The following is a 23,853-nucleotide window of genomic DNA, read 5'->3' on the forward strand; positions in this document are numbered from 1 at the left end:
ACGGCGTGACCCAGACGCGGCCGGCCAAGTCGGAGCAGACCCGTGCGCTGATCGTGCAGACCGCCCTGCGGCTGTTCCGCGAACGCGGGTACGAGGCGACGACCATGCGCGCGATCGCCAAGGAGGCGGGGGTCTCGGTCGGGAACGCCTACTACTACTTCGGCTCCAAGGAGGAGCTGATCCAGGCGTACTACGACGAGCTGCAGGAGGAGCACCAGGCCGCCTGCCGCGCGGTCCTGGAACGCGAACGCGACTTCGCCCCCCGCCTGCTCGGCGTGCTCAAGGCCCGGGTGGACACCATGGTCCCCTACCACCAGTTCGCCGGGAAGTTCTTCAAGTTCGCCGCCGAGCCCACCAGCCCGCTCAACCCGTTCAGCGCCGAGTCGGGCCCGGCCCGCGCCGCCGCCATCGCCATCTACCGCGAGGTCGTCGACGGCTCCACCCTCAAGATCGACCCCGACTTCCGCGCCGAGCTCCCCGAGCTGCTGTGGCTGTACTCCATGGGCATCGTCCTGTACTGGGTCCACGACAGCTCCCCCGGCTGCCGCAAGACCTACCTGCTGATCGAACGCACCGTCCCCATCGTCAACAAGATGGTCACGATGTCCCGCCTGCCCGGCTTCAAGTCCGTCACCCGCGAGCTGGTCGAGGTCATCCGCGACGTCCGCGCCTGACGCGCGCCGTCCGGGCGCCGGCGCCCTCCCGCCCGTTCCACCGGCCCGCGTCCGGTTGTGGCCATCGGCTGAGCATTTCCGCGTATGGTCCCGGCCGGGCTCCCGGCCCATGCTCGCGGTGTCGCCGACTGCTTGGAGGTACGCCGCATGCCTGCTCTCGGAGGGCACGCCGTCGTGATGGGCGCCGGAATGGCCGGGCTGCTCACGGCGCGGGCGCTGGCGGAGTCGTACGAGAACGTGACCGTGGTCGAACGGGACCGGCCGACGGCTCCGGAGCAGGAGCGGCGGGGAGTGCCCCAGGGCAAGCACGCGCACCTGCTGCTGGCCCGGGGAAAACAGGTGCTGGAGCAGATGTTCCCCGGGATCACCGACGAGCTCGTCGCGAACGGGGCCGCCTCCTTCCCCGTGCTGGAGCGGTTCCGTTCCCAGCTCGTGGGACGCGAGGTGCGTCGCGGGCATGTGGGCGAGTTCGTGTCGATGACCCGGCCGTTCCTCGAAGGCCACATCCGCCGCCGGGTGGAGGCGCGCGGAGGCGTCACGCTCCTCGACGGCCACGACGTGGTGGGACTGGCCGTCCGCGGGGACCGGGTGACCGGAGTGCGGGTGAACGACGGCGCGGGGGAGCGGGTCCTGGACGCCGACCTCGTCGTGGACGCGATGGGACGGGGCGCCCGCAGCCCCGCGTGGCTGGCGCAACTCGGCCATCCCGCTCCCCCGACGGACGAACTCCACGTCGACATCGGGTACGCGTCGAGGCTGGTGCGCGCCCCCGAGGACGCCCTCGGGGCCGACAAGGGCATGCTGATCGGCCCGAAGCCCGGCCTGTCGCGCGCCATGGCGATGTTCAAGGTCGAGGGCGACTCCCGGTGGCTGCTGACGCTGGTGGGGTACGCGGGCCATCCCCCGACCGACGAGGAGGGGTTCATGGAGTTCGCCCGCACGGTGGTCCCCGACGAGACGTTCGCCGTGCTCAAGGAGAGCGAACCGCTGAGCGAGATCCGGCGGTTCCGGTTCCCGACCAGCCGGCGGCGGCGATACGAGAAGCTCCGCTCGTTCCCCGGGGGCCTGCTGGTGGCGGGCGACGCGATCTGCAGCTTCAACCCGATCTACGGCCAGGGGATGTCCGTCGCCGCCCTGCAGGCGGCCGCGCTCCGCCGCACCCTGATGGACGGCGAGCACGACCTGGCCCGCCGCTACTTCCGCGCCGTGGCGCGCGTGGTGGCCCCCGTCTGGCGGCTGGCGGTCCAGGCGGACCTGGCGATCCCCGAGATCCAGGCCCCGCGCCCGCTGTCGTTCCGCATCACCGACGCCTACATCCGGCGGGTCCAGCGGGCCGTCTCCCTGGACGAGGCCGCCGCCTCCCGGTTCTTCCGCGTGACCAGCCTGGTCGAGCCGCCGGGCAGTCTCCTGCGGCCCTCGATGGCCTGGCGGGCGCTGCGTCCGCGTCGCTCCGCCGCCGAGGCGGTCCGGCCGTGAAGACCTACGAACACACCGTGAACGGCATCCGGACCGTCGTCCGCGAACACGGCGACAGCCGCGACGGGGAGGCGGTCGTCTTCGTCCACGGCAACCCCGGGTCCGGGGCCGACTGGGAGGGGCTCCTGGTGCGGGCGGGCCGCCACACGCGGGCCGTCGCCTGGGACGCGCCCGGATTCGGCCGGGCCGACAAGCCCCGCGACTTCCCGCAGAACGTGGACGGGCACGCCCGCTTCCTCGGCGCCATGCTGGACGACCTCGGCGTGCGGAAGGCCCACCTGTGCCTGCACGACTTCGGCGGCCCCTGGGGCCTGGAGTGGGCCGTACGCCACCCCGAACGCCTGGCCGGCCTCGTCCTGATGGACACCGGCGTCCTGCTCGGCTACCGCTGGCACATCCTGGCGAGGGTCTGGCGGACCCCGGTCCTCGGCGAGGCGTTCATGGCGACGGCGACCCGCCGCGCCTTCCACCTCCTGGTCGGGAAACGCGGCAACCCGCGCGGCCTCCCCCGCTCGTTCGTGGACCGCATGTTCGACGACTTCGACGCCGCGACCCGCCGGGCGGTCCTCCGCCTCTACCGCTCGTTCGACGACCCCGCGGGCTGGTCCGCCGCGGTGTCACCGGCGCTGCGCGCCCTGGACGTCCCCGTCCTGGCCGTCTGGGGAGCCCGCGATCCGTACATCGGCGCCGCCCAGGCCCTGATCCAGCGCGCCACCTTCCCGGACGCCGAGATCCTCGTCCTCCCCGACAGCGGCCACTGGCCCTTCATCGACAACCCCGACAAGGTCGCCGAGGCCACCACCGCCTTCTGGTCCGAACACATCACCTCCTGACGAGCCCCGCCCCCGAAGCCAGGTCCGCCCCGTCATGGACTCACCCGCCGCAATGCACCCTTGACCGCCACCGAGGCGTCAGCCGGCTCGTCCGTCTCGCAGATGGGGAAACCCGGCCTGGGCCGCCCGTTGTCTGACGGCTTGTCCGCCTCACGGACTCGTGGGTGTGGAGCGTGAAGCGTCCGCGGTCACCGGGACGGGGCGGGACGGGAGGTCTTGGTGGCGTCGTCGTACTCCGGCCATCTCCCGTCGGGGCATGTCTCGGTGGGAAGGCGGGCTTTGTGGATGGTGTAGCAGCCGCACAGGCCGCAGTGGCTGTGCTCCTCGGTGGTGCGGGCGATCCACTGCGGCAGGCCGCTCGGCGGCGGACCCAGGTGCTCGCAGGACAGGCAGGCGCGCCGGCGCTGCTGGAAGACGTCGTCCGGGACCTGCGCGAAGCCGCTCGCCGCCCACCTGGTCACGGCCTTGCCCGCGCGTGCCAGCAGTGCGGTCGTCGAGAACCCGGGGCGTGCGGTGGCCGGTGCGGGTTTCGCGGTCAGCAGGAGATCGAGCATCTGGGGATCGTGGCGGCACGCCTGGATGTGGTGCAGGACCGCCGGATCACGAGCGATCCGCTCCAGGAGCGCGTCGGTGATGCGGTCGACGGGAAGGCCCAGTTGCTCGGCGATCACCTGGCGGTCCGTCTCGACCCGGCCGGGCTCGCGGTCGTCTCCACCCATTTCTCTCCGTGGTCGGTCGCTGGGACAGGGGGATGGGATCGGCCCCGGCGCGGGCGGGACCGATCCGCTGCGAGGCGGTCTCCTAGGCGGGAATCCCGGCCAGGGACACCGCCGCCCGGTAGACGTCCACTCGCCGGTCCCCCGTACGCCCGTCCGTGCCGTCCGCCGCCGGAGCGGCGTCGAAGAGGGCCTTCACCTGGGCGATGCCCTGCTCGGTCATCGTGCCGTACTGTTCGCCGAACCAGACCTGGCGCATCACGTCGCGCACCGCGATGTAGTCGGTCCGGTCGGGTGAGTCGCCGCCCTGGTGCCAGGCCACCTGGTGGGCGAGCACCAGCGCGATCCCCGCCAGGCCCAGGTGCTGGTCCAGCGCCAGACCGCCCTGGAGCGAGACGTGGCGCTCGCCGTCGGCGGTCCAGGCGTAGGCGTTCACGTCGTCGCTGGTCCAGTCCACGTGGAAGGTGATGTCCGGGTAATGCAGCCGGTGCTGCTGGACGAGGTACTTCACCGACTCCCGGGTGATGACGTCGCTCAGTGGACGCTTGGGCAAGTCCTTCCTGGCCCGTCCCTCGGCCCGGCTCAGGAAGCCGTGCGCGTCGTCGGGGATCCGGGGCGCGGACGCACTCGCCGGCGTGAACGCGTCCATCAGGTCGGAAAGGTACTGGGTTCCCTGGCTCACGGCGCGTGCGAGGGTCCCGAGTCCGAGGCCGTCGGCGAGCCTGCCGACGATCTCCGGAACCTGCAGACAGGCCGTGCCGAACCGCTGGAGGTACTCGGCCGACCCGATGACGGGAAGTTCGAAGTTGCCCGCGGTGTCGACCCCGCCGACGTTCTCCCCCTGCTGGCCCATCAGCTGAACGACATAGTCGGCGCTCACCACGCCGTTGGTGTTCAGCAGGTGCCCGTCCAGGCCGTCCCCGGGCGGCTCCTTGGAGGTGGCGGCGACGTGGTGGACGCCGCCGCTGAAGCTCCCGATGTGGACTCCCGTGATCGGCACCGCCTCACCGGTGGGGGACAGGAGCCTGTCGCGGGTGGTGAGCCGGTCCGCCCGCCGCAGCTGCGGAAGATCTCCGGCCAGCAGGAACAGGTGGTCGCCGGTGACCACGATGCCCGTGTCGGCGTAGGTGACCATGACCATGAAGTCCTGCTGGTTGCCCGGGGCCGAACCGCCGCTGTAGACGACCGGCCGGCTCGACCAGCGCAGGTCCCTGCCGGCCGCCATGACGTGGTCGCCGGTGGCGAAGGACTCGATCGCCTTGAGCGAGCCGCCGCCGTCCTGCACCAGGGTGCCGAAGGCCAGGCAGGAGCACGCGCAGATGCACGGGCCGAACCGGTCGCTGGTGTACACCAGCCCGCTGGAGAGGGTCTTGCACGCCTCGTCGACCTCGGGACCGGCATTGCCGCAGTGCGCCTGATCGCACCACCGCAGACCGATGCTGTTCATCACCATACGCGGCTCCTTCCGGGGCGCACGGCCCCATTCCCGGAGTTTCGGTTGCCCGCGGACCGGTGCCGGGATTTTGCCCTGCCATTGCCTGGATGCGCACCTGCGGCAATCTCCAGGCAATGACGGTCAAACCTTTCGCACACGACCCGTCACTCGAAGTAAACCTAACATCCACTCACCCAAAACTCAATGAAGTCAAAATGCACGGAATAGGATATTGCATGGAGAATCGCCAGGCTTGTTCCGAAGCGCCCCGAAAAATGGCGGTACAGCACGCCGACGCATATGGATCATGACGATCCCGTGTCACCGGCATCGGCTGATCGGCGCTGCATGACAGGCGCAAAGCCCTGACCTCGGGCCACGCGGGTGCCGGATCGCCCGTAGCTCGACGCGATGCCCGATCAGGAGGCATTCCCAGCGGCACATCACTGGCCGCTCTGCTGTACGCCCTGACCTTGTAGGCGCAGACGGTCCACCGGATGGTGCGGCGGGGCCGGCCCGCGCCTGACCGGCCCCGGCGATGTTCCGTTCGCCGATGGGACGGTCAGGCGCAGGTCACAGCAGGCCGAGGTGTTCGCGGCCCCGGCCTGTTCCCGACCGTCACAGGGCCGCGAGCTTGGCGGCCAGCCTCGGCGTGGGAGCGTCGGCACGAGGCCGCCAGGCGTAACCGTCCACCTCCTCGGCTTGGAGCACGACCTTCGGCTCCCGGACCCGCAGCACCCAGCGGAAGTCGGCGTGCCAGTGCTCGGGCTCGCCCTTGGCGGGGTTGGCCGGGATGGCGTGAACGTCGATGTCCAGCGGGGTGATGTCGTCGCCGGGCGGAGCGACGGCGTCCTGCCAGGAGATGCCGGTCTCCTCCGCCAGTTCCCGCAGAGCGGCCCCCGGCAGGCTCACGTCCTCCGGCTCCAGGTGCCCGCCCGGCAGCAGCCACCGTCCGAGCGCCTTGTGCCGGATGAGCAGCAGACGACGGTCGTCGTCGATCACGACGGCCCCGCACGTGACGTGCCCGCCGGCGAACTCCTTGCGCGAGGTCAGGTTCGCCCCCGCCGTCAGCGCCTCGGCCAGCGGACGAAGGTGGTCGGCCTCGTCGGGATGGCGATCCAGGTAACGGGCCAGGGTGGAACGGATCTCGTCGGTGCTGATGCTCATGAGGCTCCATCGAAGTGGCGCAGCCAGGCCGCGGCGATCAGGCTGCGTTCGGTCCCGTCCAGTTCATGCATCCCGGGCTCGTGACCGCCTCCGGCCAGAGCCCCGAGCGCGGCCAGAATCTCGGCCTGCACCAGGAAGATGAAAGCACCCACACTCGCGCCGTGAAGGAAGTTGACCGCGTTCCCGTCGGCCAGCACGTAGAAGTAATGCCCCGTACGCGCATATCGGGTGATGTGCTCTCCCGTCGAGGTCTTCTCGTACAGACCGTCGAGCGCCGCCAGCTCCAGTTCGTCGTCACTGCTGGTCACACTGGCGATGTACGCGCCATTGGCGACCTTGGCGAAGTCGTCCTCACGCAGCGCCAGATTCCCGGTGGCGCACACGATCACCCCGGCGCCCGCGATGGCCTGAGCCGGCGTGGGCGCGGTCCGAAAACCCTGGGAGAGAGCCATGGTCCGGCGGATCGGGTCGGAGTCGTGAACGGTGACGCCGACATGCTTGGCATGCAGCATCGCCGCCACCGACCGACCCAGCTTTCCGTAACCGATGACCGCCGCGGGACGCCCCTGCAGGATGTCACCGCGTGCACGGACCAGCGCTTCGGTGGAGAACGTGACCGACTGCCCCACGAGATAGTCCTCGGGTTCCTTGAGCGGGGAACGGGCCACGCTGAACACCGGACACGGCACCCTGCTCAACGCCTCGTATCGTCGATGGCCGTTCTCGGTGTCCTCCACGACTCCGACCACCTGGCCGGAGAAGTTCGCGCACACGTGCTCCAGGGCAGGTGCGAAGTAGCCGCCGACGTCCAGCAGCACCACCCGCCGGCCTGCCGCTCGTGACTCGAGATACTCAAGGGCACGGGCCGGGTCGGCGAACGCCGCGCGTTCCAGACGGTCCACCGGCATCACACCGGCGACCTCCTCCAACGCTCGCGGGTCGATCGACTTCGGCTTGGGCAGCACCGCGGCGACCTCGGCCAGCCGCCCAACCGCCCGCAGGAAGACGGGCCGCTCGCCCAGCAGATGCGTGATCACCAGAACGGACACCCGGTCCGCCGTCTCGTACCGGCCGGTGATCCTGCGGAAGAACGCCTCCACCCGCGACAGCTCGAAGTCCTCCAGAACGGTCATGGACCCACCTGCCGCAACGCGCCCTTGACCGCCACCAGGGCGTCAGCCGGCTTGTCCGCCTCGCAGATCGGAAAGCCCCCGGCCTCGGTGAACCACAGCCGTCCGTTGTCGGACGCGCGGCGCTGAGCCCACACCTCAACGACCCGGCCGGCCCCGTCGCCCGCAGTGAGGTGGTGGCAGGCGACGGTCACGCGATAACCCTGGCCCCGCAGTACGGCGGCGAGGGCTTGAAGCGCCTGGCGGCGCTCCTCATCGGTCGTCATCACATCCGCCTCCCCTCAGACCCCGCCCCCAGGACACGCCCCAGGCGGCGACGGAGGGTCCGCCAGAACGAACTGGGCGCAGCGTCCCCGTCCGGCGGCAGCGTGGTGGGCGTGGCGGCGCGGGACGTTCGCGCCGCCACGCCGCTCCCGTCCGTACGGCGTACCGCGCCGGGCCGCGCCGGGCGGGGAGCCCGAGAAACCGCCGGGGGCGCGAGCCCCTTGACGGGCCTGGAGGCCCGGCAGGGAGGCAAGGCCCGTTGAAGCCCGGCGAGCTGATCGGCGAGCCCAGCGAGGGTGGGCGCGTGCAGCAGACCGACCGCACCGGGCGGCGCGGCGAACCACAACCGCGACTTCGGCCCGTACCAGGGAACGGAGCCCGGATACCGTGCTCGAATTTCCGTGACCTGCCGCGCGACCACCTCTCTGTGAGGAACGGGAATCGGCCACGCGGGCGGCGCTAGTCTCGTGCTCACGTCAGGAACACACCTCCTGGCCAGGCCCCGGCCCCCGACGCCTGCACACGTCGGCCGGGGCCGCTTACATCTCGGGCGGGCGCGGTGACCGGACAGGCCGTCACGCCATGTCGCCGCTCAGTGACGGTGTTCAGTCAAACCGTGTCCGCTGCCGCAGGTCCATGGGGAGAATCGGGGAGAGAAGGGAAGAGCCCCCCGGTCATCCCGGCGAGAGGTGCACGCAACATGTCCGCCGACAAAAAGGCCATCGGCGCACGCCTACGCGCAGAACGCGAGGCCACTCCATACTGGTCACGCGCGGAAATGGCCCGCCGTCTCCGCGCCGCCGCCGATCCCCGCGAACTGCCGGACATCCCCCATGTGCAGGGCCTGGCCAGCATGATCAAGGAGTGGGAGAGAGGCGACCACATACCCTCCGGCCGATACAGACGGCTGTACGCCCGAGCGCTGAAGGTCGCCGAGGAAGACCTGTTCGCCGTATCTTCCAAGGCTCCTCAGCAGAGCAGTACCGAAGCCGCACCCCGGCATGAGCCTGCGGCCGATGTGGTGGATCTGGCGTCGTGGCTCCAGCAGACCAACATCGGCGACGACACCCTGGACTACCTGCGATCCTCGACTCGCAGGCTCGCAATCGACTACGTACGCCGCCCGCCGCTGGATGTCATCGACGACGCTGTGATGCTGCAACGTCAGGTCACCGCGCTGCTCCGGGACGGCAGGCAGCGGCTCGGCCAGACCCGGCACCTGCTGGCCATCTCCGCAGAGCTGTTCGCCCTGCTCAACCTTCTCCAGGGCGATGTGGGCCGGTACGCGCTGGCAGACGTCTACGGGTACGCGGCGTGGACGTGCGCCCAGGAGGCGGACTCGGACGCGGCACGGGCGCTGGTGCTGTGCGCCCAGACCAAGACCGCGCGTTGGGAGGAACGGTACGAGGATGCCGCCGCGCTGGCCCGGCGCGGGTTCGAACTGGCCCCACCAGGTGAGCCGAAGGTGCTGCTGGCGGCGTCACAAGCGGCCGCGTTGCAGCTGCAGGGCGATATCGACGCCGCCCGGCGGGCGCTCATGGACACCGAGCGGGCGCGCGATGAGGTCGACAGCCAGCGGCCGGTAGCCGATGCCTGGTCCTGCACACGTGCCCGGCAGGCCACCTACGCCTTGCAGGTTGGGCTGGGCGCCCGTGATCCCCGCGCCGTGCTACGGGACGTGCGAACCGCCGATGACGCCTGGGCGGAGGGCGATCCATGGGTGTACGGAACATGGGCGCAGGTCCGCATCGGCGCGGCCCTGGCGCATGTCATGAACGGCGAGCCCGAGGCCGCCGCCACGGAGCTGCAGCCGGTGTTCGACTTGAGCCCCGAATACCGAGTCGTCACCATCGTGGGCCGCATGACCGAGGTCGGACGCCGGCTCGGCCACAGCCGATACAAGGGTGATCCCCATGCCGCCGCGCTCCGCGAGCGGATCGCCGTTTTCCAGGCCGGTTCACTGGAGTCGGCCGCCAGCCCTCCGGAGGTCCCATGAGCCCGATGCCCGATCGGATGAGCGACCATTGGTGGTGGCGGCCCGGGGTGCGTCCAGGCCGCCGGCTGCTGGTCTGGCACATCCTCGTCGACGATCAGCAGGACGTGCACTCCATCGTGCGGGAGTGCCAGGACAAGCTTGCGCCGCTGGACGGCCTCGACCTGATTCCCGCCGAGTGGCTGCACATGACCACGCAGATCATCGGATTCGGCGACGAGATTCCGCAGACGGAGATCGACGCGATGATCGAAGCCGCCGGGAAGCGGCTGGCCGAGCTTCCCCCGATCACGGTCCAGCTCGGACGGCTGCTGTTCCATCCAGAGGTGGTCATGCTGGGCATCGATCCGCCGCGGGCGCTGGACCCGGTCCGTGCAGCCGTCCGGGACGCGGTCGCCGAGACCGTCACCGTGCACCAGCTCGACGACTGGCCGGAATGGACTCCGCATCTGTCGGTCGCCTACAGCCATGATGACGGTCCCGCCGCCCCCGTCATTGAGGCGTTGGCCGAGCGTCCGTCGCCGCGCCCACTGGTGGTGCGGGATGTGCAGTTGGTGGCACAGCTGCGAACGGGGCGCCTTTATCACTGGGAACGGCTTGCGACGGTGCCGTTGGGCGGGTAGCGGCATGGGCGCCATCTGTCCCACCGGCTCATTCGCACTCCGCCGGGGCCGGGGCCGTCGTGGTGGACGACCGGCAGCGCGTCCTGTTGATCTGGCGGCATCGGTTCATCACCGACTCGTGGGGCTGGGAGGAGGAGCTCGCCGCCCGTTATGAGCTCGACCGGGTAGTTCGCTCACCCAGGATCGAGACCTGTACGGCGGTCCATCTCGACGGACCTCTGGCCGGGACCGTGACCCACTACGCCATCAACGAACTCGGCTCCCGGGCCGGGTTCGCCCTGCCGCCCGAAAAGGGTCGGGCGGAGCAGGGGCTCTGAGCTACAGCAGGCCGAGGTGTTTGCGGGCGAAGGTTAGTTCGGCCTCCATCTGGCGGATGCGTTCCTCGACGACGAGGGAGCCGTGGCCGGCGTCATAGCGGTAGACCTCGTGGGGTTTGCCGAGGGCGGCGAGGCGGGCGACGTAGTTGTCGATCTGGCGGATGGGGCAGCGGGGGTCGTTCTCTCCGGCGAGGATCAGGACGGGGGCCTTGACCCGGTCGACGTAGGTGATGGGCGAGGACCGGCGGTAGCGGTCGGGGACCTCGTCGGGGGAGCCGCCGAAGAGGGACCGGTCGAAGGCCTTGAGGCCCTCCATCTCGTCCTCGTAGGCGGCCTCGTAGTCGGCGACGGGAACGGCGGCCAGGCCCACGGTCCAGTCGTCGGGCTGGGTGCCCAGGCCCAGGAGGGTGAGGAAGCCGCCCCAGGAACCGCCGGCCAGGACCATGCGGGCGGGGTCGGCCAGGCCGGTTTCCACGGCCCAGTCGCGGACGGCCTTGATGTCCTCCAGCTCGGTGAGGCCGACGCGGTGCTCGATGGCGTCGCGCCAGGCGGAGCCGTAGCCGGTGGAGCCGCGGTAGTTGACGCGGACGACGGCGAAACCGTGGTCGACCCAGGCGGCGGCGACGGGGGAGAAGGAGTCGTCGTCCTGGGCGGTGGGGCCGCCGTGTATGTCGAAGATCGTCGGGTAGGGGGCGGAGCCCGTCTCCGGCCTGCTGATCAGGGCGTGGATCCGGCCACCGGGGCCGTCCACCCAGGCGTCCTCGACGGGGACGGAGGGCGGGGCGGGGTCGCCCTCGGCGGTGAGCACGACGGTGCCCGCGGTGGAGCGGATGACCGGGGGCTCGGCGGCGCTGGTCCAGGCGTACTCGACGGTGCCGTCCGGCCGGGCGGTGGCCCCGCCGATGACGCCGCGCGGGGTGTCGATGCGGTGCAGGGTGCCGTCGGACAGGTCGTACCGGTACAGCTCGTCGCGGGCGTGGTGGGAGTGCGAGACCAGCAGGGCGGACGCGTCGGGGAACCAGTCGGCGTCGATCTCGCCGGGCAGGTCGAACTCCAGCTCGGTCTCGGTGCCGGTGACCGGGTCCCAGATCAGCAGCTCGGGACGGCCCCGCCGCTCGTGGTTGACCAGCAGCCGGGAGTCGCCGGCGACCGGGGCGAACCCGGCGGAGTACACGCCCTTGCCCTCCCCGTCCCACAGGTCGGCGACGGTGGAGCCGTCCGGGCGGACGACGCGCAGCGCCATGTGGCGGCTGTCGCCGTGCTCGCTGTGCCCGATGGCGATCAGGGTCTCGTCCCGGCTCATGCCCCCGACGTGGGCGTCCTCGACATGGTGGTAGAGCACCTCGGGCTCGGCGCCGGGGCGGCACAGGTGGACGGTGTGGCCGTCGTCGGTGCTGCGGCCCACCACCGCCAGGCCGCTGGATCCGCGCGCCAGCCCGGACGGGTACGCCGGCTCCAGCCCGGGGACCGCGGGCTCGTCGGGACCGCCGCCGAACGGCTGCCGCATCCAGACGCCGAACTCGTCACCGTCCGTGTCGGCGAACCACCAGATCCACTCCCCGGTGGGGTCGACACCGCCCATCCAGGTGCCGTTCGGCCGGTCGGTCACCTGCCGGCGCTCCCCCGTCGTCCGGTCCCAGGCGTAGATCTCCCAGGTCCCGGTCGCGTTGGACCGGTACACCGAACGGTGCGGTGCGTCAAAGGCCCAACCGGGCAGCGTCACCCGGGCCGCGCGGAAGCGCGCCTTCCAGCGTTCGTCGTCCACCATGGGGCCAGTATCGCGGACCCCCGGGACCGTCCGGCCCTCCCGCGCCACATGTGGACAACCGTGCAGATCGGCCCGCAGGTTATCCACAGCCGGTGACCGCGTCCGCGATCCCCGATACGCTCCGCGCATCCCCGTGAGCCCCATCACCCTCGGTCATCGAGCCCCCGCCGATCGATATCCACAACCTGTGGAAAACCAGGGAGGGGCGGCGGCGTTCAGCGGCTTCAGCATGAGGGGGTCTGGGCCAGCCAGCGGTGCTGGGGATGCACGAACTCAAGGCGGATGCTGTCGGTCTGGGGGAGCAGGACGGTCACCCGGGACGTGTTCCAGGTCTCGGGGACCAGGATGTCCTGTTCGGCTCCGTGGACCAGCAGTTTGAGGCCCACGTAGCGGTAGCGGTAGGCCGCTCTCCTGTCGTCGCAGGTGGTCTCGCTGATGCCGGGGGCGGTCAGGCTCAGGCGGCGTTTGCTGTAGACGACGGCCATGGGGTAGTGCGGCAGCATGCGGACATAGCGCTGGGCCTGGTGCTCCCCCACGATGGCGGCGTACTCGTTCACCGCCCAGAACGAGGCCATGGAGATCATGCTGAAGACGACGGCCCACTCCGCTATGGCGGTGGTGCTGACGCCCCTGGCGGCGGTGCGCGGACGGGCCAGCCGGTTGGCGGAGGCGATGAGCACCACGCCGACCCCCAGCAGCAACGGCGGCGCCATTTGGTGCAGGCGGAACGGCCACGGGCGGTAGAGCAGGCTGACGACGCCCTCCACGGTCAGCACGACCCCGATGACCGTCATGGCCAGCAGCACGACGCGCGTCGTCTCCGGGTGCGCCTCCCGTTCGAGCCTCCACCGCACGAGCGCTCGTATCCACAGCCCGGCCAGCACGGCCACCCCCAGCAGCGTCACCGGCACGAACAGCGCGTCCACACTGCGCGCCAGGTAGTCGGCGGTGCTCCACCCCACGAGTGCGGGATCCAGGCCGAAGTACCCGCAGAAGTGGGCGGCGTGCGACCAGCCGAAGAAGTACAACAGCCCGGTCACCAGCGACGCCGGCGCCACCACGGAGCCGAAGACCTTGCCGAGCCGCCGTATGCCGTAGGCCGGCGCGTTCTCCAGCTCCGGCGGGATCATGAGGCGGGCGGCTGCACAGGGCCGTCACCGCCGCCCGGTGGCTCGTCAGGCTGAGGCCCCCCGTCATCGGGACCGCCGTCACCGGGACCGGGACCAGGGTCCGGAGGCTCGTCCACCGTGGGATCGGGCGGCACGGGCCCGCCCGTCGGCGTCACATCATCCGTCGGGGTCTCACCGGTCGGCTTCTCGACGGTCGGGGTCTTCTCGGTGCGGCCCGGGGCCCGGTCTCCGGTGGGGGCGATCGGCTCGGCGGTCACGGTCTCCGGGACCCCGCAGGGCTTCGGATCCTCCGTCCCGGCGATGAGGTAGATCGTGTCCCCCGGCTTGATCAGCGTCCCGGGAGACGGCTCCATCCGGCGGTACTCGCAGTACCCCGGAGGCTCCGGGCCATGGACGGTGGGTACCAGATGAGTGCTCTCCTCGCCGCCGTCATCCCCGGGAGGGCTCTCCGGAGGGGCGTCCGCCCGGGCGACGTGCTTGTTGACGATGTTGACGCACACCCGTCCGCCGCAGCTCCGCCGTATCTCCCCGACCAGCGCGGGCTGCACCTCTTTCAGCGGCTTCCCGGGAACCGCGGTGCGCACGCTCGGCACCTCGATCGGCGCACCCGGACCGCCCTGCGACCTCTCGTCCTCGCCGCCGCACCCCGGGACGCACAGGCACCCGACCGCTACGGCCCCCACCAGTGACGAAGTTCGCGGGAACGACATGTCCGACCTCCTCGTCTCAAGGGGGTCGTGACATTCGATACCCGGCCGGACCGTTCCCAACATTGCCCGGAACGGTGTCCCGGATCGCCCGGGGATGGTTCACTGCCTGCGGTGACGTACCGCAGGCCGGGGGCCCGCGGAGTTCAGGAGAGGGAGCAGATGTCGAAGGGCCGTCTCGCCGCGATGGCGGTGACGCTGGCGGTGGCCGGCGGGATGCTGACCGCGTGCTCGTCCGAGGACCGGTGGTGCGAGCACGACGCCACCGACACCAGGGTCGCCGACCGGTACTGCGAGCAGAACACCCCCGGGTACGAGTGGGAGTCCGGCGACGGCGGGAGCAAGACCAAGGTCAAGAAGCGCAAGCGGTCCTGACCCCGCCGCGGCTGCGGTAAACCGGTTGACCTCAACCTCGCTTGAGGGCGCATGCTGAGCCTCGACGGAACGTTCGGAACCGGCGGGGTGGCTCATGAGCATGGAGATGGTCGCGTGGCATTCGCTGCGCAGCACGGTGACGGCGAACAAGGCGACGGGACCGTTCTCCTGGCGGACGCTGCGCCGCATCGGGGGCTTCGCCCGCCGACATCGCCGCAGACTGGTGGCGTTCCTGCTGCTCAGTACGGTGATCGCGGTGCTGGGGGTGGCGACCCCGGTGCTGGCCGGGCGGGTGGTGAACGCGATCGTCGCGGGCGAGGAGACCGGCCTGGTCGTCGGGCTGGCGGGGCTGATCGCCGTGCTGGCCGTCGCGGAGGCCGGGCTGGGCCTGGTCAACCGGTGGCTGTCGGCGCGGATCGGCGAGGGCCTGATCCTGGACCTGCGCACCGCCGTGTACGACCACGTGCAGCGGATGCCGGTCGCGTTCTTCACCCGGACCCGCACCGGCGCCCTGGTCAGCCGGCTCAACAACGACGTGATCGGGGCGCAGCGGGCGTTCAGCTCCACGCTGTCGCAGGTGGCGGGCAACCTGGTGACGCTGGCCCTCACGCTGGCGGTGATGGTCCGGCTGTCGTGGCAGATCACGTTGCTGGCGCTGCTGATACTGCCGGTGTTCATCGTGCCCGCCCGGCTGATGGGCCGGCGGCTGGCCCGGCTGGAACGGGAGGCCGCCGCGCACAACGCCGCGATGGGCGACCGGATGACCGAACGGTTCTCCGCGCCCGGCGCCACCCTGATCAAGCTGTTCGGCCGGCCCGAGCGCGAGTCCGCCGAGTTCACCGCGCGGGCCGGCCGGGTCGCCGACATCGGGGTGCGCACCGCCATGGTGCAGACCACCTTCATCACCGCGCTGACGCTGGTGTCGGCGCTGGCCCTGGCCGTGGTGTACGGGCTGGGCGGCTTCTACTCGCTGCGGGGGCAGCTCGACGCGGGCGCCGTGGTGGCGCTGGCGCTGCTGCTGACCCGCCTGTACGCGCCGCTGACCGCGCTGGCCACCGCCCGGGTCGAGGTGATGAGCGCGCTGGTGAGCTTCGAGCGGGTCTTCGAGGTGCTGGACCTGGAGCCGCTGATCGCCGAACGCCCGGACGCCCGCTCCGTGCCGGACGGGCCGGTGTCGGTGGAGTTCGACGCGGTGGGCTTCGCGTACCCGGCGGCCGACAAGATCTCGCTGGCGTCGCTGGAGGAGGTCGCCGCGCTCGACACCCGGGGCGGCGAGCAGGTGCTGCACGAGGTGTCGTTCCGCGCCGAGCCCGGCCAGATGGTGGCGCTGGTGGGCTCCTCCGGCGCGGGCAAGTCGACGATCGCCTCGCTCATCCCCCGGCTGTACGACGTGGACTCCGGGGCGGTGCGGCTGTCGGGGGTGGACGTGCGGGACCTGACGTTCGAGTCGATCCGCGGCACGGTCGGGATGGTGACGCAGGACGGCCACCTTTTCCACGACTCGATCCGGGAGAACCTGCTGCTGGCCCGGCCCGAGGCCACCGAGGACGAGCTGTGGGAGGTGCTGCGCCGCGCCCGCCTCGCCGACCTGGTGGCCTCGCTGCCGGACGGCCTGGACACGGTGGTCGGGGAACGCGGCTACCGGCTGTCGGGCGGTGAGCGGCAGCGCCTCACCATCGCCCGGATCCTGCTGGCCCGGCCCCGGGTGGTCATCCTGGACGAGGCCACCGCGCATCTGGACTCCACCTCGGAGGCCGCCGTCCAGGAGGCGCTGACCGAGGCGCTGGAGGGCCGGACCGCGATCGTCATCGCGCACCGCCTGTCGACGATCCGCGCCGCCGACCAGATCCTCGTCATCGAGAACGGCCGGGTCGTGGAACGGGGTCGCCACGCCGACCTGCTGGCCGCCGGCGGCCGTTACAAGCAGCTCCACGACACCCAGTTCGACCAGCCCACGACGACGGCCGCCTGAATCCGGGCGCCGCCGGACCCGGAACCGGCGGCCGGTGAATGTGAGCGGACACAATACCGGCCGCACGGACTTTCACCGCAGAGACAGGAAAAGACCATTGTGACCATCGTGGCCCTGCGCATTGTGCAGGGCCACGATTTTGTCATCCGGAGGCGATATCCGCTCCTAACGGCCAGGACTTCCCGGGGCGCTACCGCGCGGTAATAATTGCGGCGATCCCACCCCGTGGAGGACTCCATGCGTTTGTCCCGTGTCGTGTCCGTGGCCCTGGGAGCGCTGGCCACCGCCGCGCTCACCGTTTTCCCCAGCGGTGTCTCGCAGGCCGCGGTCGCCGAATACGTCGCGATGGGCGACTCGTACGCCTCCGGCACCGGCGCCGGGAACTACACCGACCTGGCCTGTACCAGGAGCGCCAACGCCTACCCGGCGCTGTGGGCGGCGGCCAACCGCCCCGGCGCGTTCAAGTTCGTGGCCTGCGGCGGCGCCCAGATCCCCAACGTCCGCTCCAGCCAGCTCTCGGCGCTCACCGCGAACACCGGCCTGGTCAGCATCAGCATCGGCGGCAACGACTCCGGCTTCGCCTCGACCATGCTGCGCTGCAAGTACCTGACCACCAGCTCCTGCCAGCGGGCGGTCGAGGACGCCCGCGAGTACGTCGAGGGACAGCTCCCCAGTGATCTGGCGTCGCTCTACGGCGAGATCCGCAGCCGCGCCCCGCGCGCCAAGGTCGTCGTCCTCGGCTACCCCTACCTGTACGAGACCGGCGGCTACTGCTCGGAGATGAACGCCACCAAGCGCCAGATCCTCAAGGACGGCGCGGACACCCTCAACAACGTCATCGCCGCCGCGGCCCGCAACGCCGGCTTCGCGTTCGCCGACGCCCGCCCGGCCTTCGCCGGCCACAGCATCTGCGCCGCCCAGGAGTGGATCGACCCCGGCAACGTCCACCCGAACGCCGCCGGCCACGCCCAGGGCTACCTGCCGATCCTCACCGCCGCCGCCAACTCCTGACCCCCGTCCGTTCACCGGCACCGCCCCCGGGCCCGAGGCCCGGCCAACGGCGGGCCGCATGACCCGGCCTGGCCGCGGATCCTCCCCCCTCCGCGGCCAGGCCGTTCCATGTTCACCGCAGGTGGGGGGCGATGCGGCGGATGGCGGCGGCCGGGTCCGGAGCCGCGGACAGTGCGGCGGACAGCAGCAGGCGGGCCTTCGGGGCCTGGAGGGGGCCCGCGAAGACGGCACCGGCCTCGGCCAGGTCGGCGCCGCCGCCCGCGCCGTACACCGGCAGGCTCGGGCCGTCGAAGCAGCGCGAGGCGACCAGGACGGGGATCCGTTCCGCCACGCAGGCGCGGACCTCGCGGAGGACGCCGGGAGTGGGGTTGCCCGTGCCGAGCGCCTGCAGGACCAGGCCCCGGGCCCCTGCGGCACGGCATGCGGCGATCTGCACACCGTCGGCGCCCAGGTAGGCGGGGATGATGTCCACCCGGGCGTCCAGGTCGCCCAGCTCGGCCGGGCGGAAGCCCGGTGGGCGGCTCGGGCGCGACGTCACCTCCACCCGATCTTCGGTCACCCGCCCCACCGGACCGTGCCCGGGCGAGGCGAACGCGTCCAGGGCGAGCGTGTGGGCCTTGGTCGCGTACCGGGCAGCGTGGATCCGCCCGCCCATCACGACGAGCGCACCGAGCGAACGGGCCTCGGGGGCGGCGGCCACCCGTACGGCGTCGGCGAGGTTGCCCGGCCCGTCGGCGTCGGGAGCGGACGCGTGCCGCTGGGCGCCGGTGAAGACCACGGGCCGCTCGTCATCGAGCACCAGGTCCACCAGGTAGGCGGTCTCCTCCATCGTGTCGGTGCCGTGCGTGACGACCACCCCGTCCACGTCGGGGTCCGCCAGCTCGGCCAGCACCGCGGAGACGATGCGCAGGGCGTCGGCCGGGGTGAGGTTGAAGCTGTGGGCCAGCATGACCTCCCGCACCCGGGTGGCTCCGGCCGACGCGGCGAGTTCGCCGCCGCGCACGGCCACCCGCACCCCGCCCTCGGGATCGGGGCGGGAGGCGATCGTCCCTCCGGTGGTCAGCACGCTGACCCGTGCCTCGGTCATGACGTCGATCATCGCGCCACCGGCTCCAGCACGCGCGCCGCCCGCGCCCGCGCACGGGTCGCCAGCAGGTAGTACAGCCCGCCCGCGACCAGTCCGCCCGACAGCCAGGAGAAGTCGGTGTCGCCCAGAGCCCGCGCGATCGGCCCCTGCAGGGCGGGCACCATGCCGTACTGCCAGGCCCATCCGGCGACCAGGCCGAGCCCCAGGCTGATCATCGCCGGGCGGTGCACCCCGCCGTCCCGGTAGAGCGCCGCCACGTCGATCCGGCCGCGGTGCAGGACGAAGAAGTCCACCAGGACGATCGCCGCCCACGGGCTGATCCACACCAGGATCGACACCATCCAGTGGTCGAACGCCCGGGCGAAGCTGTCGGCCTGCACGAACACCGCCAGCACCGCCGACGCCACCGCCCCGGCGACCGCGGTCAGCCTCCACCGCGCGATCCGGATGCCCACCGACAGGGCGGCCAGCGAGCACGAGTACAGGTTGAGGATGTTGGTCGCCACCGGCCCGTGCATGATCAGCAGCAGCACCGGCAGCGCCATCACCCCGAACGCGTCGGTCACCAGGGTGGAGGGGTCGCTGCCGGCGCCGGCGCTGGCCAGGCAGGCGCCCAGCGCCGCCAGCCACACCGTGGGCACGTACATGCCGAGCGCGGTGGACCAGAACACCGCGCGGTCCGACGCGGCGGGGCGCACGAAGCGGCTGTAGTCGGCCGAGTACGGCAGCCAGCTGATGCCCCAGCCGATGCCGATCGCGGTGAGGAGCTGGGTGACCGCGGTGAACTTGTCGGCCGCGCCCTCGGCGGTGGCGGCGGTCCAGTCCGGCTCGGCCCGGCCGAGCGCCAGCACCGTCATCACCGCCATCACCAGCACGGTGGCCGGAACGGTCCATTTCTCGAACGTGCGGATCGCGTAGAAGCCGTACAGCGCCAGGCCGAGCTGGACCGCCATGATCAGCGCGGCGACCAGGTACTTCAGCCCGGTACCGCCGTGCACGCCGAGCTGCGCCAGGATCTCGATCACCAGGTCGAGCACCACCCAGGTGTTGACCCCGACCCAGCCCATGGTGAGCAGGCCCTGCACGACGCCGGGGACGAGCGCGCCGCGGCGGCCGAACGGCCCGCGGCCCAGCACCATCTGGTTGACGCCGGTGCGGTGGCCCATCACGTTGAACAGGCCGAAGATCGCGCAGCCGACCAGGTTGCCGAGGGCCACCACGATCAGCGTCTCCACCAGGCTCAGCCCCAGCGTGACGCCGAGGGCGCCGAGCACCCAGTTGATCGGGGCGATGTTGGCCCCCGACCAGATCCAGAACTGCTGCCAGGGCGTGGAGTCCCGGGACGTCGCCGGGATCGGCTCGATGCCGTGCTCGTCGAAGCGTGCGGTTGTGGACATGGCTTCCTCCGTCCGTGATGCGCACCACAAAAGCAGCGGCCCGGACCAGGATGAAGTGGAGGATCCTCTAGCGATACGGCGTTCGGTTGGTTAGATTCACAGGGTGTTCACGCTGCGGACGCTGGTGGAGGATCCCTCGCTGGAGCTGCGGGTGCTGGTGCCGGGCCCGGACGGGGCACTGGACGAGCCGGTCGCCTGGGTCCACAACACCGAGCTGCCCGACCCCTCGCGGTACGTGCGGCACCGCGAGCTGGTGCTGACGAACGGGCTGTGGGCGGACCGCGTGGCACCCGCGGAGTTCGTGGCGAACGTCCGCCGGGCCGACGCCGCGGGGATCGTCTTCGGGCTCCGCCAGGAGACCCCCGTGACCCCGCCCGAGCTGGTGGAGGCGTGCCGGGACGCCCGGGTGCCGCTGCTGGAGATCTCCCCCGCCGTCCCGTTCACCGCCATCTCGGAGAAGGTCGCCGCCCTCTACACGGAGGAACGCCAGTCCGCGCTGGTCGGCATGGTGCGCCGGGGCGACGCGCTGGCGACCGCCATCTCGCGGGGCGCGGGCGCGTCGGGCGTGCTGCAGGTGCTGCGGCGCGAGCACGAGCTTCCGCTGGCGGTGGTCGACCGGATGGGCCGGCCGCTGGCCATCGCCGGAGCCGACCTGGACGCGGGCGCGCTCCGCGCCGTGGCCACCGGGCTGACGCACCGCCCTCCGCCGCTGGAGCTGGACCTGGGCTCCGCCGGCCGGGCCTCGTTGTTCCTGGTGGGCGCGGTCGGGGACGTGGACGCCGCGCTGGTCTGCCTGCGTCCGGTGCACGAGCTGTCCCGCCTGGAGCAGGACGCGCTGGAGCAGGCCGCCCGCTTCCTCAGCCTGGAGGTCGCCAAGCAGCAGGCGGTGCAGGCGATCGAGATGCGGTTCGCCAGCGAGCTGCTGGAGATGGTGCTGTCGGGCGGCGCGCGGGCGGCGGAGGTCCCGGGACGGCTGCGCGCGTTCGGCGTGGACCCCGACGGTCCGCTGGCGGTGTGGGCGCTGGCGTTCGCCGGTGCGGAGGCGACCCTGCCGGGACTGGCCGAGGTGGTGGGCGAGTTCTTCGCCGCCGAGGGCGTCCCCGCCGTGGTGGCCGCCGGCTCCCAGGACGTCGTGACCGTGCTCTCCTGGCGCGGCCCCGAACACCCCTTGGCCGAACGTCTCGTCGCCGCCGTGCACGACCGGTTCGCCGACCGCCGCCCGGTCGTCGGCCTCGGCGGCACCGCGCAGGGTTCGGCGTCCCTCCGCGAGCCCCTCGTGCGCTCCCGCGAGGTCTGCCGCACCCTGCGCCGCACCGCCCCGGGCCCCGCCGTGCGCGCGTACGCCGACCTGGGCACCTACCGCCTGCTGCTGGGCATGCAGAACGCCGACACCCTGCGCGTCCTCACCGAAACCGTCCTGACCCCCATCCGCGAGCACGACGCCGCCCGGGGCGGCGACCTGGAGAAGACCCTCCGCGCCTACCTGGACCACGACGGCCACTGGGCCGCCACCGCCACGGCCCTCCACGTCCACGTCAACACGCTGCGCAACCGCCTGGCCAAGATCGCCGACCTCACCGGACGCGACGTCAACCGCACCCCCGACCGGGTCGACCTGTTCCTCGCCCTGGAGGCCGCCGACCTGCTGTGACCGCCCCGCCCGCCCGCCCGCCGGACCGGACAGCGACGGCGGCACGCCGGGCTCGGTACGGCCACCCCGCCGGCCGAGTCGGCGGGAACGAACGGACTGCCGCCGCCCGCATCCCGACGGCCCTGCCGGGTCAGTCGGGATGAACGGCGGGATCGACCTGGGGCGGGCGGTGGGGGCGGGCCGGGACGGACGGGTCCGCCGCGGCGGCCGCGGCGATGTCCCGGCAGCGGGCGAAGGAGACGTCGCCGCACTCCTGGGCGTACTCGATGAAGGCCCGCAGGGCCCGGGCGCGACCCGGACGGCCGGACAGGAACGGATGCACGCACAGGTTGAACAGGCAGCGGTAGTGGCGCATGCCGTCCAGCTCGGCCCGCCACAGGTCCAGGACCTTGGCCGGGGACTCGATGACCGAGCCGACGTGCGGCTCGGGGAGGTAGGCGTACTGCTCCCAGTCGTCCAGCGACCAGTGCACCGGCAGTTCGACGATCTCACCACCGGCGGCGGGCACGCGGTAGGGCCGGTCGTCGCCCATCAGGGACGAGTCGTAGCGCAGGCCGTACTCGGCGACCAGTTCCGTGGTCAGCCAGGTGGCCTCCCACAGCGCCGCCCGGTGCCCGGTGATCTCGACGCCCTGGGCCTGGAAGACCTCCAGGGCGCGTTCGAAGTCGGCGCGTTCCTCCTGTGGGGTCATCGACGTGGGCGGGCGGTGGGCGTAGGAGTGGTGCGCCACCTCGTGGCCGCGCTCGGCGATCGAGGCGGCCAGGCCGGGACGGCGCTCGGCCACCCAGCCCGGCACGAAGAACGTCGCCGGCACCCGCATCTCGTCCAGCAGGTCCAGGATGCGGGGCAGCCCCACGTCCGGGCCGTAGGACTGGTGCGACATCGTGCTCGCGTGCCGGGCGTACCGGCCGCCCTGGGCGAGGATCGGCGTCTCGGCGTCCACGTCGAAGGTCAGCGCGACCACGGCCGCCGCACCGCCGTGCCAGGTGTCGTTCATTTACCGGTCCCGTGCCATGAGCCGCCAGCGGCGGGCGTTGTCGATGGTGACGAACGGCTCCAGCATCTCGCGGTCGAACGTGACCAGGGGCTCCCCGGCCGCCAGCCGGCGCGGCAGGTCGGGGTTGGCCAGGGCGCCGTGGCCGAGGGACAGGAAGTCGGCGTGCCCGTCGCCGAGGACCTGCGCGGCGCGGTCCGGGTCGTGCATCCCGCCGTTGGCGATCACCGGGACGCCGCCGACCCGCCGGGCCAGCCCGGTGACGGTGACGCCGCCGTCCAGCCGCGCCGTCTCCAGCCAGTCGCGGCCCTCGCTGGCGATGTGCAGGTAGGAGGCGCCCGCGTCGGCCAGCGCGGCGAAGATGATCTCGGCGTCGTGGTTGCGGCCCGGCCAGCGGTACTCGAAGTCGTTCACCTTGGTCTGCGACAGCCGCACCCCCACCGTCCAGTCCGCGCCCACCTCGGCCCGGATCGCCGCCACCACCTCGGCGGTCAGCCTGATCCGGTTGGCGACGGGCCCGCCGTAGGAGTCCTCGCGCCGGTTGGTGTAGTCGGTGAGGAACTGGTCCAGCAGGTAGCCGTTGGCGCCGTGCACCTCCACGCCGTCGAACCCGGCCTGGCGCGCGTTCGCCGCCGCCGTGACGAAACCGGTGACGGCCTCCTTGATGTCCACGGTGCTCATCTCGCGCGGGACGGGCCACGGCCCGTGGCCGCCGTAGGCGGGCATCATCTCCCCGCGCGGCCGCACCGCCGACGGCCCGGCGGTCTCGCGCGTGTGGCGGTTGCCCTGCGACAGCGCGCCCGCGTGCATGAGCTGCAGGACGATCCGCCCGCCGGCCTCGTGGACCCGGCGGGTGACCTCCCGCCAGCCCTCGACGTGCCGCTCGTTCACGATGCCGGGCTGGTTGAGGTAGCCCTGGCTGTAGGCGGTGTCGGTGTACGTGCCCTCGGTGATGACGAGCCCGAACCCGCCCTCGGCGTACTCGGCGTAGTAGTCGGCCATCTCCGCGGTCGGCGTGCCGTCGGGCATCGCCGACACCCGCGTCATCGGCGCGACCACCAGCCGGTTGGGCAGGTCCAGTCCGCCGATCCGTCCCGGCTCCAGCGCTGCGGTCATCTCGCGTCGTTCCCTTC

Annotated in this window: 21 protein-coding genes and 1 pseudogene; 10 read left to right on the top strand and 12 right to left on the bottom strand. The window is 71.9% G+C overall.

What is annotated here, in order from left to right; translation table 11 throughout:
- Positions 1-5 precede the first annotated feature (5 nt).
- The 3 genes from HNR21_RS04045 (at position 6) to HNR21_RS04055 (ending at position 2,983) form a co-directional block, all read left to right on the top strand.
- Complete coding sequence (locus tag HNR21_RS04045) at positions 6-674, top strand: TetR/AcrR family transcriptional regulator (protein WP_119731390.1); 669 nt, start codon at positions 6-8, stop codon at positions 672-674.
- 147 nt (positions 675-821) lie between these two features.
- Positions 822-2,150, top strand: coding sequence for an FAD-dependent oxidoreductase (locus HNR21_RS04050; RefSeq protein ID WP_182704109.1), 1,329 nt, complete (start codon positions 822-824; stop codon positions 2,148-2,150).
- Positions 2,147-2,983, top strand: coding sequence for an alpha/beta fold hydrolase (locus tag HNR21_RS04055; protein ID WP_182704110.1), 837 nt, complete (start codon positions 2,147-2,149; stop codon positions 2,981-2,983). Before HNR21_RS04050 ends, HNR21_RS04055 begins: the two co-directional genes overlap by 4 nt.
- Positions 2,984-3,171: 188 nt before the next feature.
- Here the strand turns inward: HNR21_RS04055 and HNR21_RS04060 are convergent, their stop codons facing one another.
- The 5 genes from HNR21_RS04060 to HNR21_RS04080 form a co-directional block, all read right to left on the bottom strand.
- Complete coding sequence (locus HNR21_RS04060) at positions 3,172-3,702, bottom strand: hypothetical protein (RefSeq protein ID WP_182704111.1); 531 nt, start codon at positions 3,700-3,702, stop codon at positions 3,172-3,174.
- Positions 3,703-3,784: 82 nt separating this feature from the next.
- Positions 3,785-5,146: a Hint domain-containing protein gene (locus HNR21_RS04065; protein WP_182704112.1), complete on the bottom strand. Its 1,362-nt coding sequence runs from the start codon at positions 5,144-5,146 to the stop codon at positions 3,785-3,787.
- A gap of 606 nt (positions 5,147-5,752) precedes the next feature.
- On the bottom strand, positions 5,753-6,301 hold the full coding sequence (locus HNR21_RS04070) for an NUDIX hydrolase (RefSeq protein WP_182704113.1): 549 nt from the start codon (positions 6,299-6,301) through the stop codon (positions 5,753-5,755).
- Positions 6,298-7,434, bottom strand: a complete 1,137-nt coding sequence (locus HNR21_RS04075) for a Rossmann-fold NAD(P)-binding domain-containing protein (RefSeq protein WP_220500030.1) — start codon at positions 7,432-7,434, stop codon at positions 6,298-6,300. The genes HNR21_RS04070 and HNR21_RS04075 overlap by 4 nt, the downstream gene beginning before the upstream one ends.
- Complete coding sequence (locus HNR21_RS04080; protein ID WP_182704114.1) at positions 7,431-7,697, bottom strand: hypothetical protein; 267 nt, start codon at positions 7,695-7,697, stop codon at positions 7,431-7,433. Before HNR21_RS04080 ends, HNR21_RS04075 begins: the two co-directional genes overlap by 4 nt.
- Positions 7,698-8,395: 698 nt before the next feature.
- On the opposite strand from HNR21_RS04080, the gene HNR21_RS04085 reads away from it, so the two are divergent.
- The 3 genes and pseudogenes from HNR21_RS04085 to HNR21_RS04095 form a co-directional block, all read left to right on the top strand.
- The gene (locus tag HNR21_RS04085; protein ID WP_182704115.1) at positions 8,396-9,691 is read left to right on the top strand and encodes a helix-turn-helix domain-containing protein; all 1,296 of its coding nucleotides are present in this window, start codon (positions 8,396-8,398) and stop codon (positions 9,689-9,691) included.
- On the top strand, positions 9,688-10,311 hold the full coding sequence (locus HNR21_RS04090) for a 2'-5' RNA ligase family protein (RefSeq protein ID WP_182704116.1): 624 nt from the start codon (positions 9,688-9,690) through the stop codon (positions 10,309-10,311). Before HNR21_RS04085 ends, HNR21_RS04090 begins: the two co-directional genes overlap by 4 nt.
- 6 nt (positions 10,312-10,317) lie before the next feature.
- Positions 10,318-10,442 (top strand): annotated as a pseudogene (locus tag HNR21_RS04095) (NUDIX hydrolase); the annotation flags it as partial.
- Positions 10,443-10,629: 187 nt separating this feature from the next.
- Here the strand turns inward: HNR21_RS04095 and HNR21_RS04100 are convergent.
- The 3 genes from HNR21_RS04100 to HNR21_RS04110 all read right to left on the bottom strand — a co-directional run bounded on the left by HNR21_RS04100 (position 10,630) and on the right by HNR21_RS04110 (position 14,110).
- Entirely contained in the window at positions 10,630-12,396 is a 1,767-nt protein-coding gene (locus tag HNR21_RS04100; RefSeq protein ID WP_182704117.1) for a prolyl oligopeptidase family serine peptidase, read from the bottom strand.
- Between the two features lie 224 nt (positions 12,397-12,620).
- Positions 12,621-13,526 (bottom strand): hypothetical protein, encoded by a 906-nt coding sequence (locus tag HNR21_RS04105; RefSeq protein WP_182704118.1) that lies wholly within the window; start codon positions 13,524-13,526, stop codon positions 12,621-12,623.
- Positions 13,523-14,110 (bottom strand): hypothetical protein, encoded by a 588-nt coding sequence (locus HNR21_RS04110; RefSeq protein ID WP_182704119.1) that lies wholly within the window; start codon positions 14,108-14,110, stop codon positions 13,523-13,525. Before HNR21_RS04110 ends, HNR21_RS04105 begins: the two co-directional genes overlap by 4 nt.
- A gap of 285 nt (positions 14,111-14,395) precedes the next feature.
- Here HNR21_RS04110 and HNR21_RS04115 point away from each other — a divergent pair, with 285 nt between their 5' ends.
- From HNR21_RS04115 to HNR21_RS04125, 3 genes are all read left to right on the top strand, one after another.
- Positions 14,396-14,608 carry a hypothetical protein gene (locus HNR21_RS04115; protein WP_119731396.1) on the top strand — a complete coding sequence of 71 codons (213 nt, stop codon included), beginning with the start codon at positions 14,396-14,398 and terminating at the stop codon, positions 14,606-14,608.
- 94 nt (positions 14,609-14,702) lie between these two features.
- The gene (locus HNR21_RS04120) at positions 14,703-16,580 is read left to right on the top strand and encodes an ABC transporter ATP-binding protein (protein ID WP_182704120.1); all 1,878 of its coding nucleotides are present in this window, start codon (positions 14,703-14,705) and stop codon (positions 16,578-16,580) included.
- Between the two features lie 237 nt (positions 16,581-16,817).
- Positions 16,818-17,591, top strand: coding sequence for an SGNH/GDSL hydrolase family protein (locus HNR21_RS04125; RefSeq protein ID WP_182704121.1), 774 nt, complete (start codon positions 16,818-16,820; stop codon positions 17,589-17,591).
- 112 nt (positions 17,592-17,703) lie between these two features.
- Here the strand turns inward: HNR21_RS04125 and HNR21_RS35870 are convergent, their stop codons facing one another.
- Positions 17,704-18,678 carry an asparaginase gene (locus tag HNR21_RS35870; protein WP_182704122.1) on the bottom strand — a complete coding sequence of 325 codons (975 nt, stop codon included), beginning with the start codon at positions 18,676-18,678 and terminating at the stop codon, positions 17,704-17,706.
- Positions 18,679-18,686: 8 nt separating this feature from the next.
- Positions 18,687-20,075, bottom strand: coding sequence for a purine-cytosine permease family protein (locus HNR21_RS04135; RefSeq protein WP_182704123.1), 1,389 nt, complete (start codon positions 20,073-20,075; stop codon positions 18,687-18,689).
- Between the two features lie 103 nt (positions 20,076-20,178).
- Here HNR21_RS04135 and HNR21_RS04140 point away from each other — a divergent pair, with 103 nt between their 5' ends.
- Positions 20,179-21,726 carry a PucR family transcriptional regulator gene (locus tag HNR21_RS04140; protein ID WP_182704124.1) on the top strand — a complete coding sequence of 516 codons (1,548 nt, stop codon included), beginning with the start codon at positions 20,179-20,181 and terminating at the stop codon, positions 21,724-21,726.
- Positions 21,727-21,856: 130 nt separating this feature from the next.
- Here HNR21_RS04140 and HNR21_RS04145 read toward each other — a convergent pair whose 3' ends face one another.
- Together HNR21_RS04145 and HNR21_RS04150 are read right to left on the bottom strand one after the other, a co-directional pair.
- The gene (locus HNR21_RS04145; RefSeq protein ID WP_182704125.1) at positions 21,857-22,723 is read right to left on the bottom strand and encodes a polysaccharide deacetylase family protein; all 867 of its coding nucleotides are present in this window, start codon (positions 22,721-22,723) and stop codon (positions 21,857-21,859) included.
- Entirely contained in the window at positions 22,724-23,836 is a 1,113-nt protein-coding gene (locus tag HNR21_RS04150) for an oxidoreductase (protein WP_182704126.1), read from the bottom strand.
- Positions 23,837-23,853 lie beyond the last annotated feature (17 nt).

The organism is Thermomonospora cellulosilytica, assembly GCF_014138835.1.
In the GTDB taxonomy this organism is placed as follows: domain Bacteria; phylum Actinomycetota; class Actinomycetes; order Streptosporangiales; family Streptosporangiaceae; genus Thermomonospora; species Thermomonospora amylolytica.

What these genes read in the sequence shown, in the direction of transcription:
- HNR21_RS04050 (WP_182704109.1), top strand. Translation starts at nt 822, where the DNA reads ATGCCTGCTCTCGGAGGGCACGCCGTCGTGATGGGCGCCGGAATGGCC.
- HNR21_RS04060 (WP_182704111.1), bottom strand. Translation starts at nt 3,702, where the DNA reads ATGGGTGGAGACGACCGCGAGCCCGGCCGGGTCGAGACGGACCGCCAG.
- HNR21_RS04065 (WP_182704112.1), bottom strand. Translation starts at nt 5,146, where the DNA reads ATGAACAGCATCGGTCTGCGGTGGTGCGATCAGGCGCACTGCGGCAAT.
- HNR21_RS04070 (WP_182704113.1), bottom strand. Translation starts at nt 6,301, where the DNA reads ATGAGCATCAGCACCGACGAGATCCGTTCCACCCTGGCCCGTTACCTG.
- HNR21_RS04075 (WP_220500030.1), bottom strand. Translation starts at nt 7,434, where the DNA reads ATGACCGTTCTGGAGGACTTCGAGCTGTCGCGGGTGGAGGCGTTCTTC.
- HNR21_RS04080 (WP_182704114.1), bottom strand. Translation starts at nt 7,697, where the DNA reads ATGACGACCGATGAGGAGCGCCGCCAGGCGCTTCAAGCCCTCGCCGCC.
- HNR21_RS04085 (WP_182704115.1), top strand. Translation starts at nt 8,396, where the DNA reads ATGTCCGCCGACAAAAAGGCCATCGGCGCACGCCTACGCGCAGAACGC.
- HNR21_RS04090 (WP_182704116.1), top strand. Translation starts at nt 9,688, where the DNA reads ATGAGCCCGATGCCCGATCGGATGAGCGACCATTGGTGGTGGCGGCCC.
- HNR21_RS04100 (WP_182704117.1), bottom strand. Translation starts at nt 12,396, where the DNA reads ATGGTGGACGACGAACGCTGGAAGGCGCGCTTCCGCGCGGCCCGGGTG.
- HNR21_RS04105 (WP_182704118.1), bottom strand. Translation starts at nt 13,526, where the DNA reads ATGATCCCGCCGGAGCTGGAGAACGCGCCGGCCTACGGCATACGGCGG.
- HNR21_RS04115 (WP_119731396.1), top strand. Translation starts at nt 14,396, where the DNA reads ATGTCGAAGGGCCGTCTCGCCGCGATGGCGGTGACGCTGGCGGTGGCC.
- HNR21_RS04120 (WP_182704120.1), top strand. Translation starts at nt 14,703, where the DNA reads ATGAGCATGGAGATGGTCGCGTGGCATTCGCTGCGCAGCACGGTGACG.
- HNR21_RS04125 (WP_182704121.1), top strand. Translation starts at nt 16,818, where the DNA reads ATGCGTTTGTCCCGTGTCGTGTCCGTGGCCCTGGGAGCGCTGGCCACC.
- HNR21_RS35870 (WP_182704122.1), bottom strand. Translation starts at nt 18,678, where the DNA reads ATGACCGAGGCACGGGTCAGCGTGCTGACCACCGGAGGGACGATCGCC.
- HNR21_RS04135 (WP_182704123.1), bottom strand. Translation starts at nt 20,075, where the DNA reads ATGTCCACAACCGCACGCTTCGACGAGCACGGCATCGAGCCGATCCCG.
- HNR21_RS04145 (WP_182704125.1), bottom strand. Translation starts at nt 22,723, where the DNA reads ATGAACGACACCTGGCACGGCGGTGCGGCGGCCGTGGTCGCGCTGACC.
- HNR21_RS04150 (WP_182704126.1), bottom strand. Translation starts at nt 23,836, where the DNA reads ATGACCGCAGCGCTGGAGCCGGGACGGATCGGCGGACTGGACCTGCCC.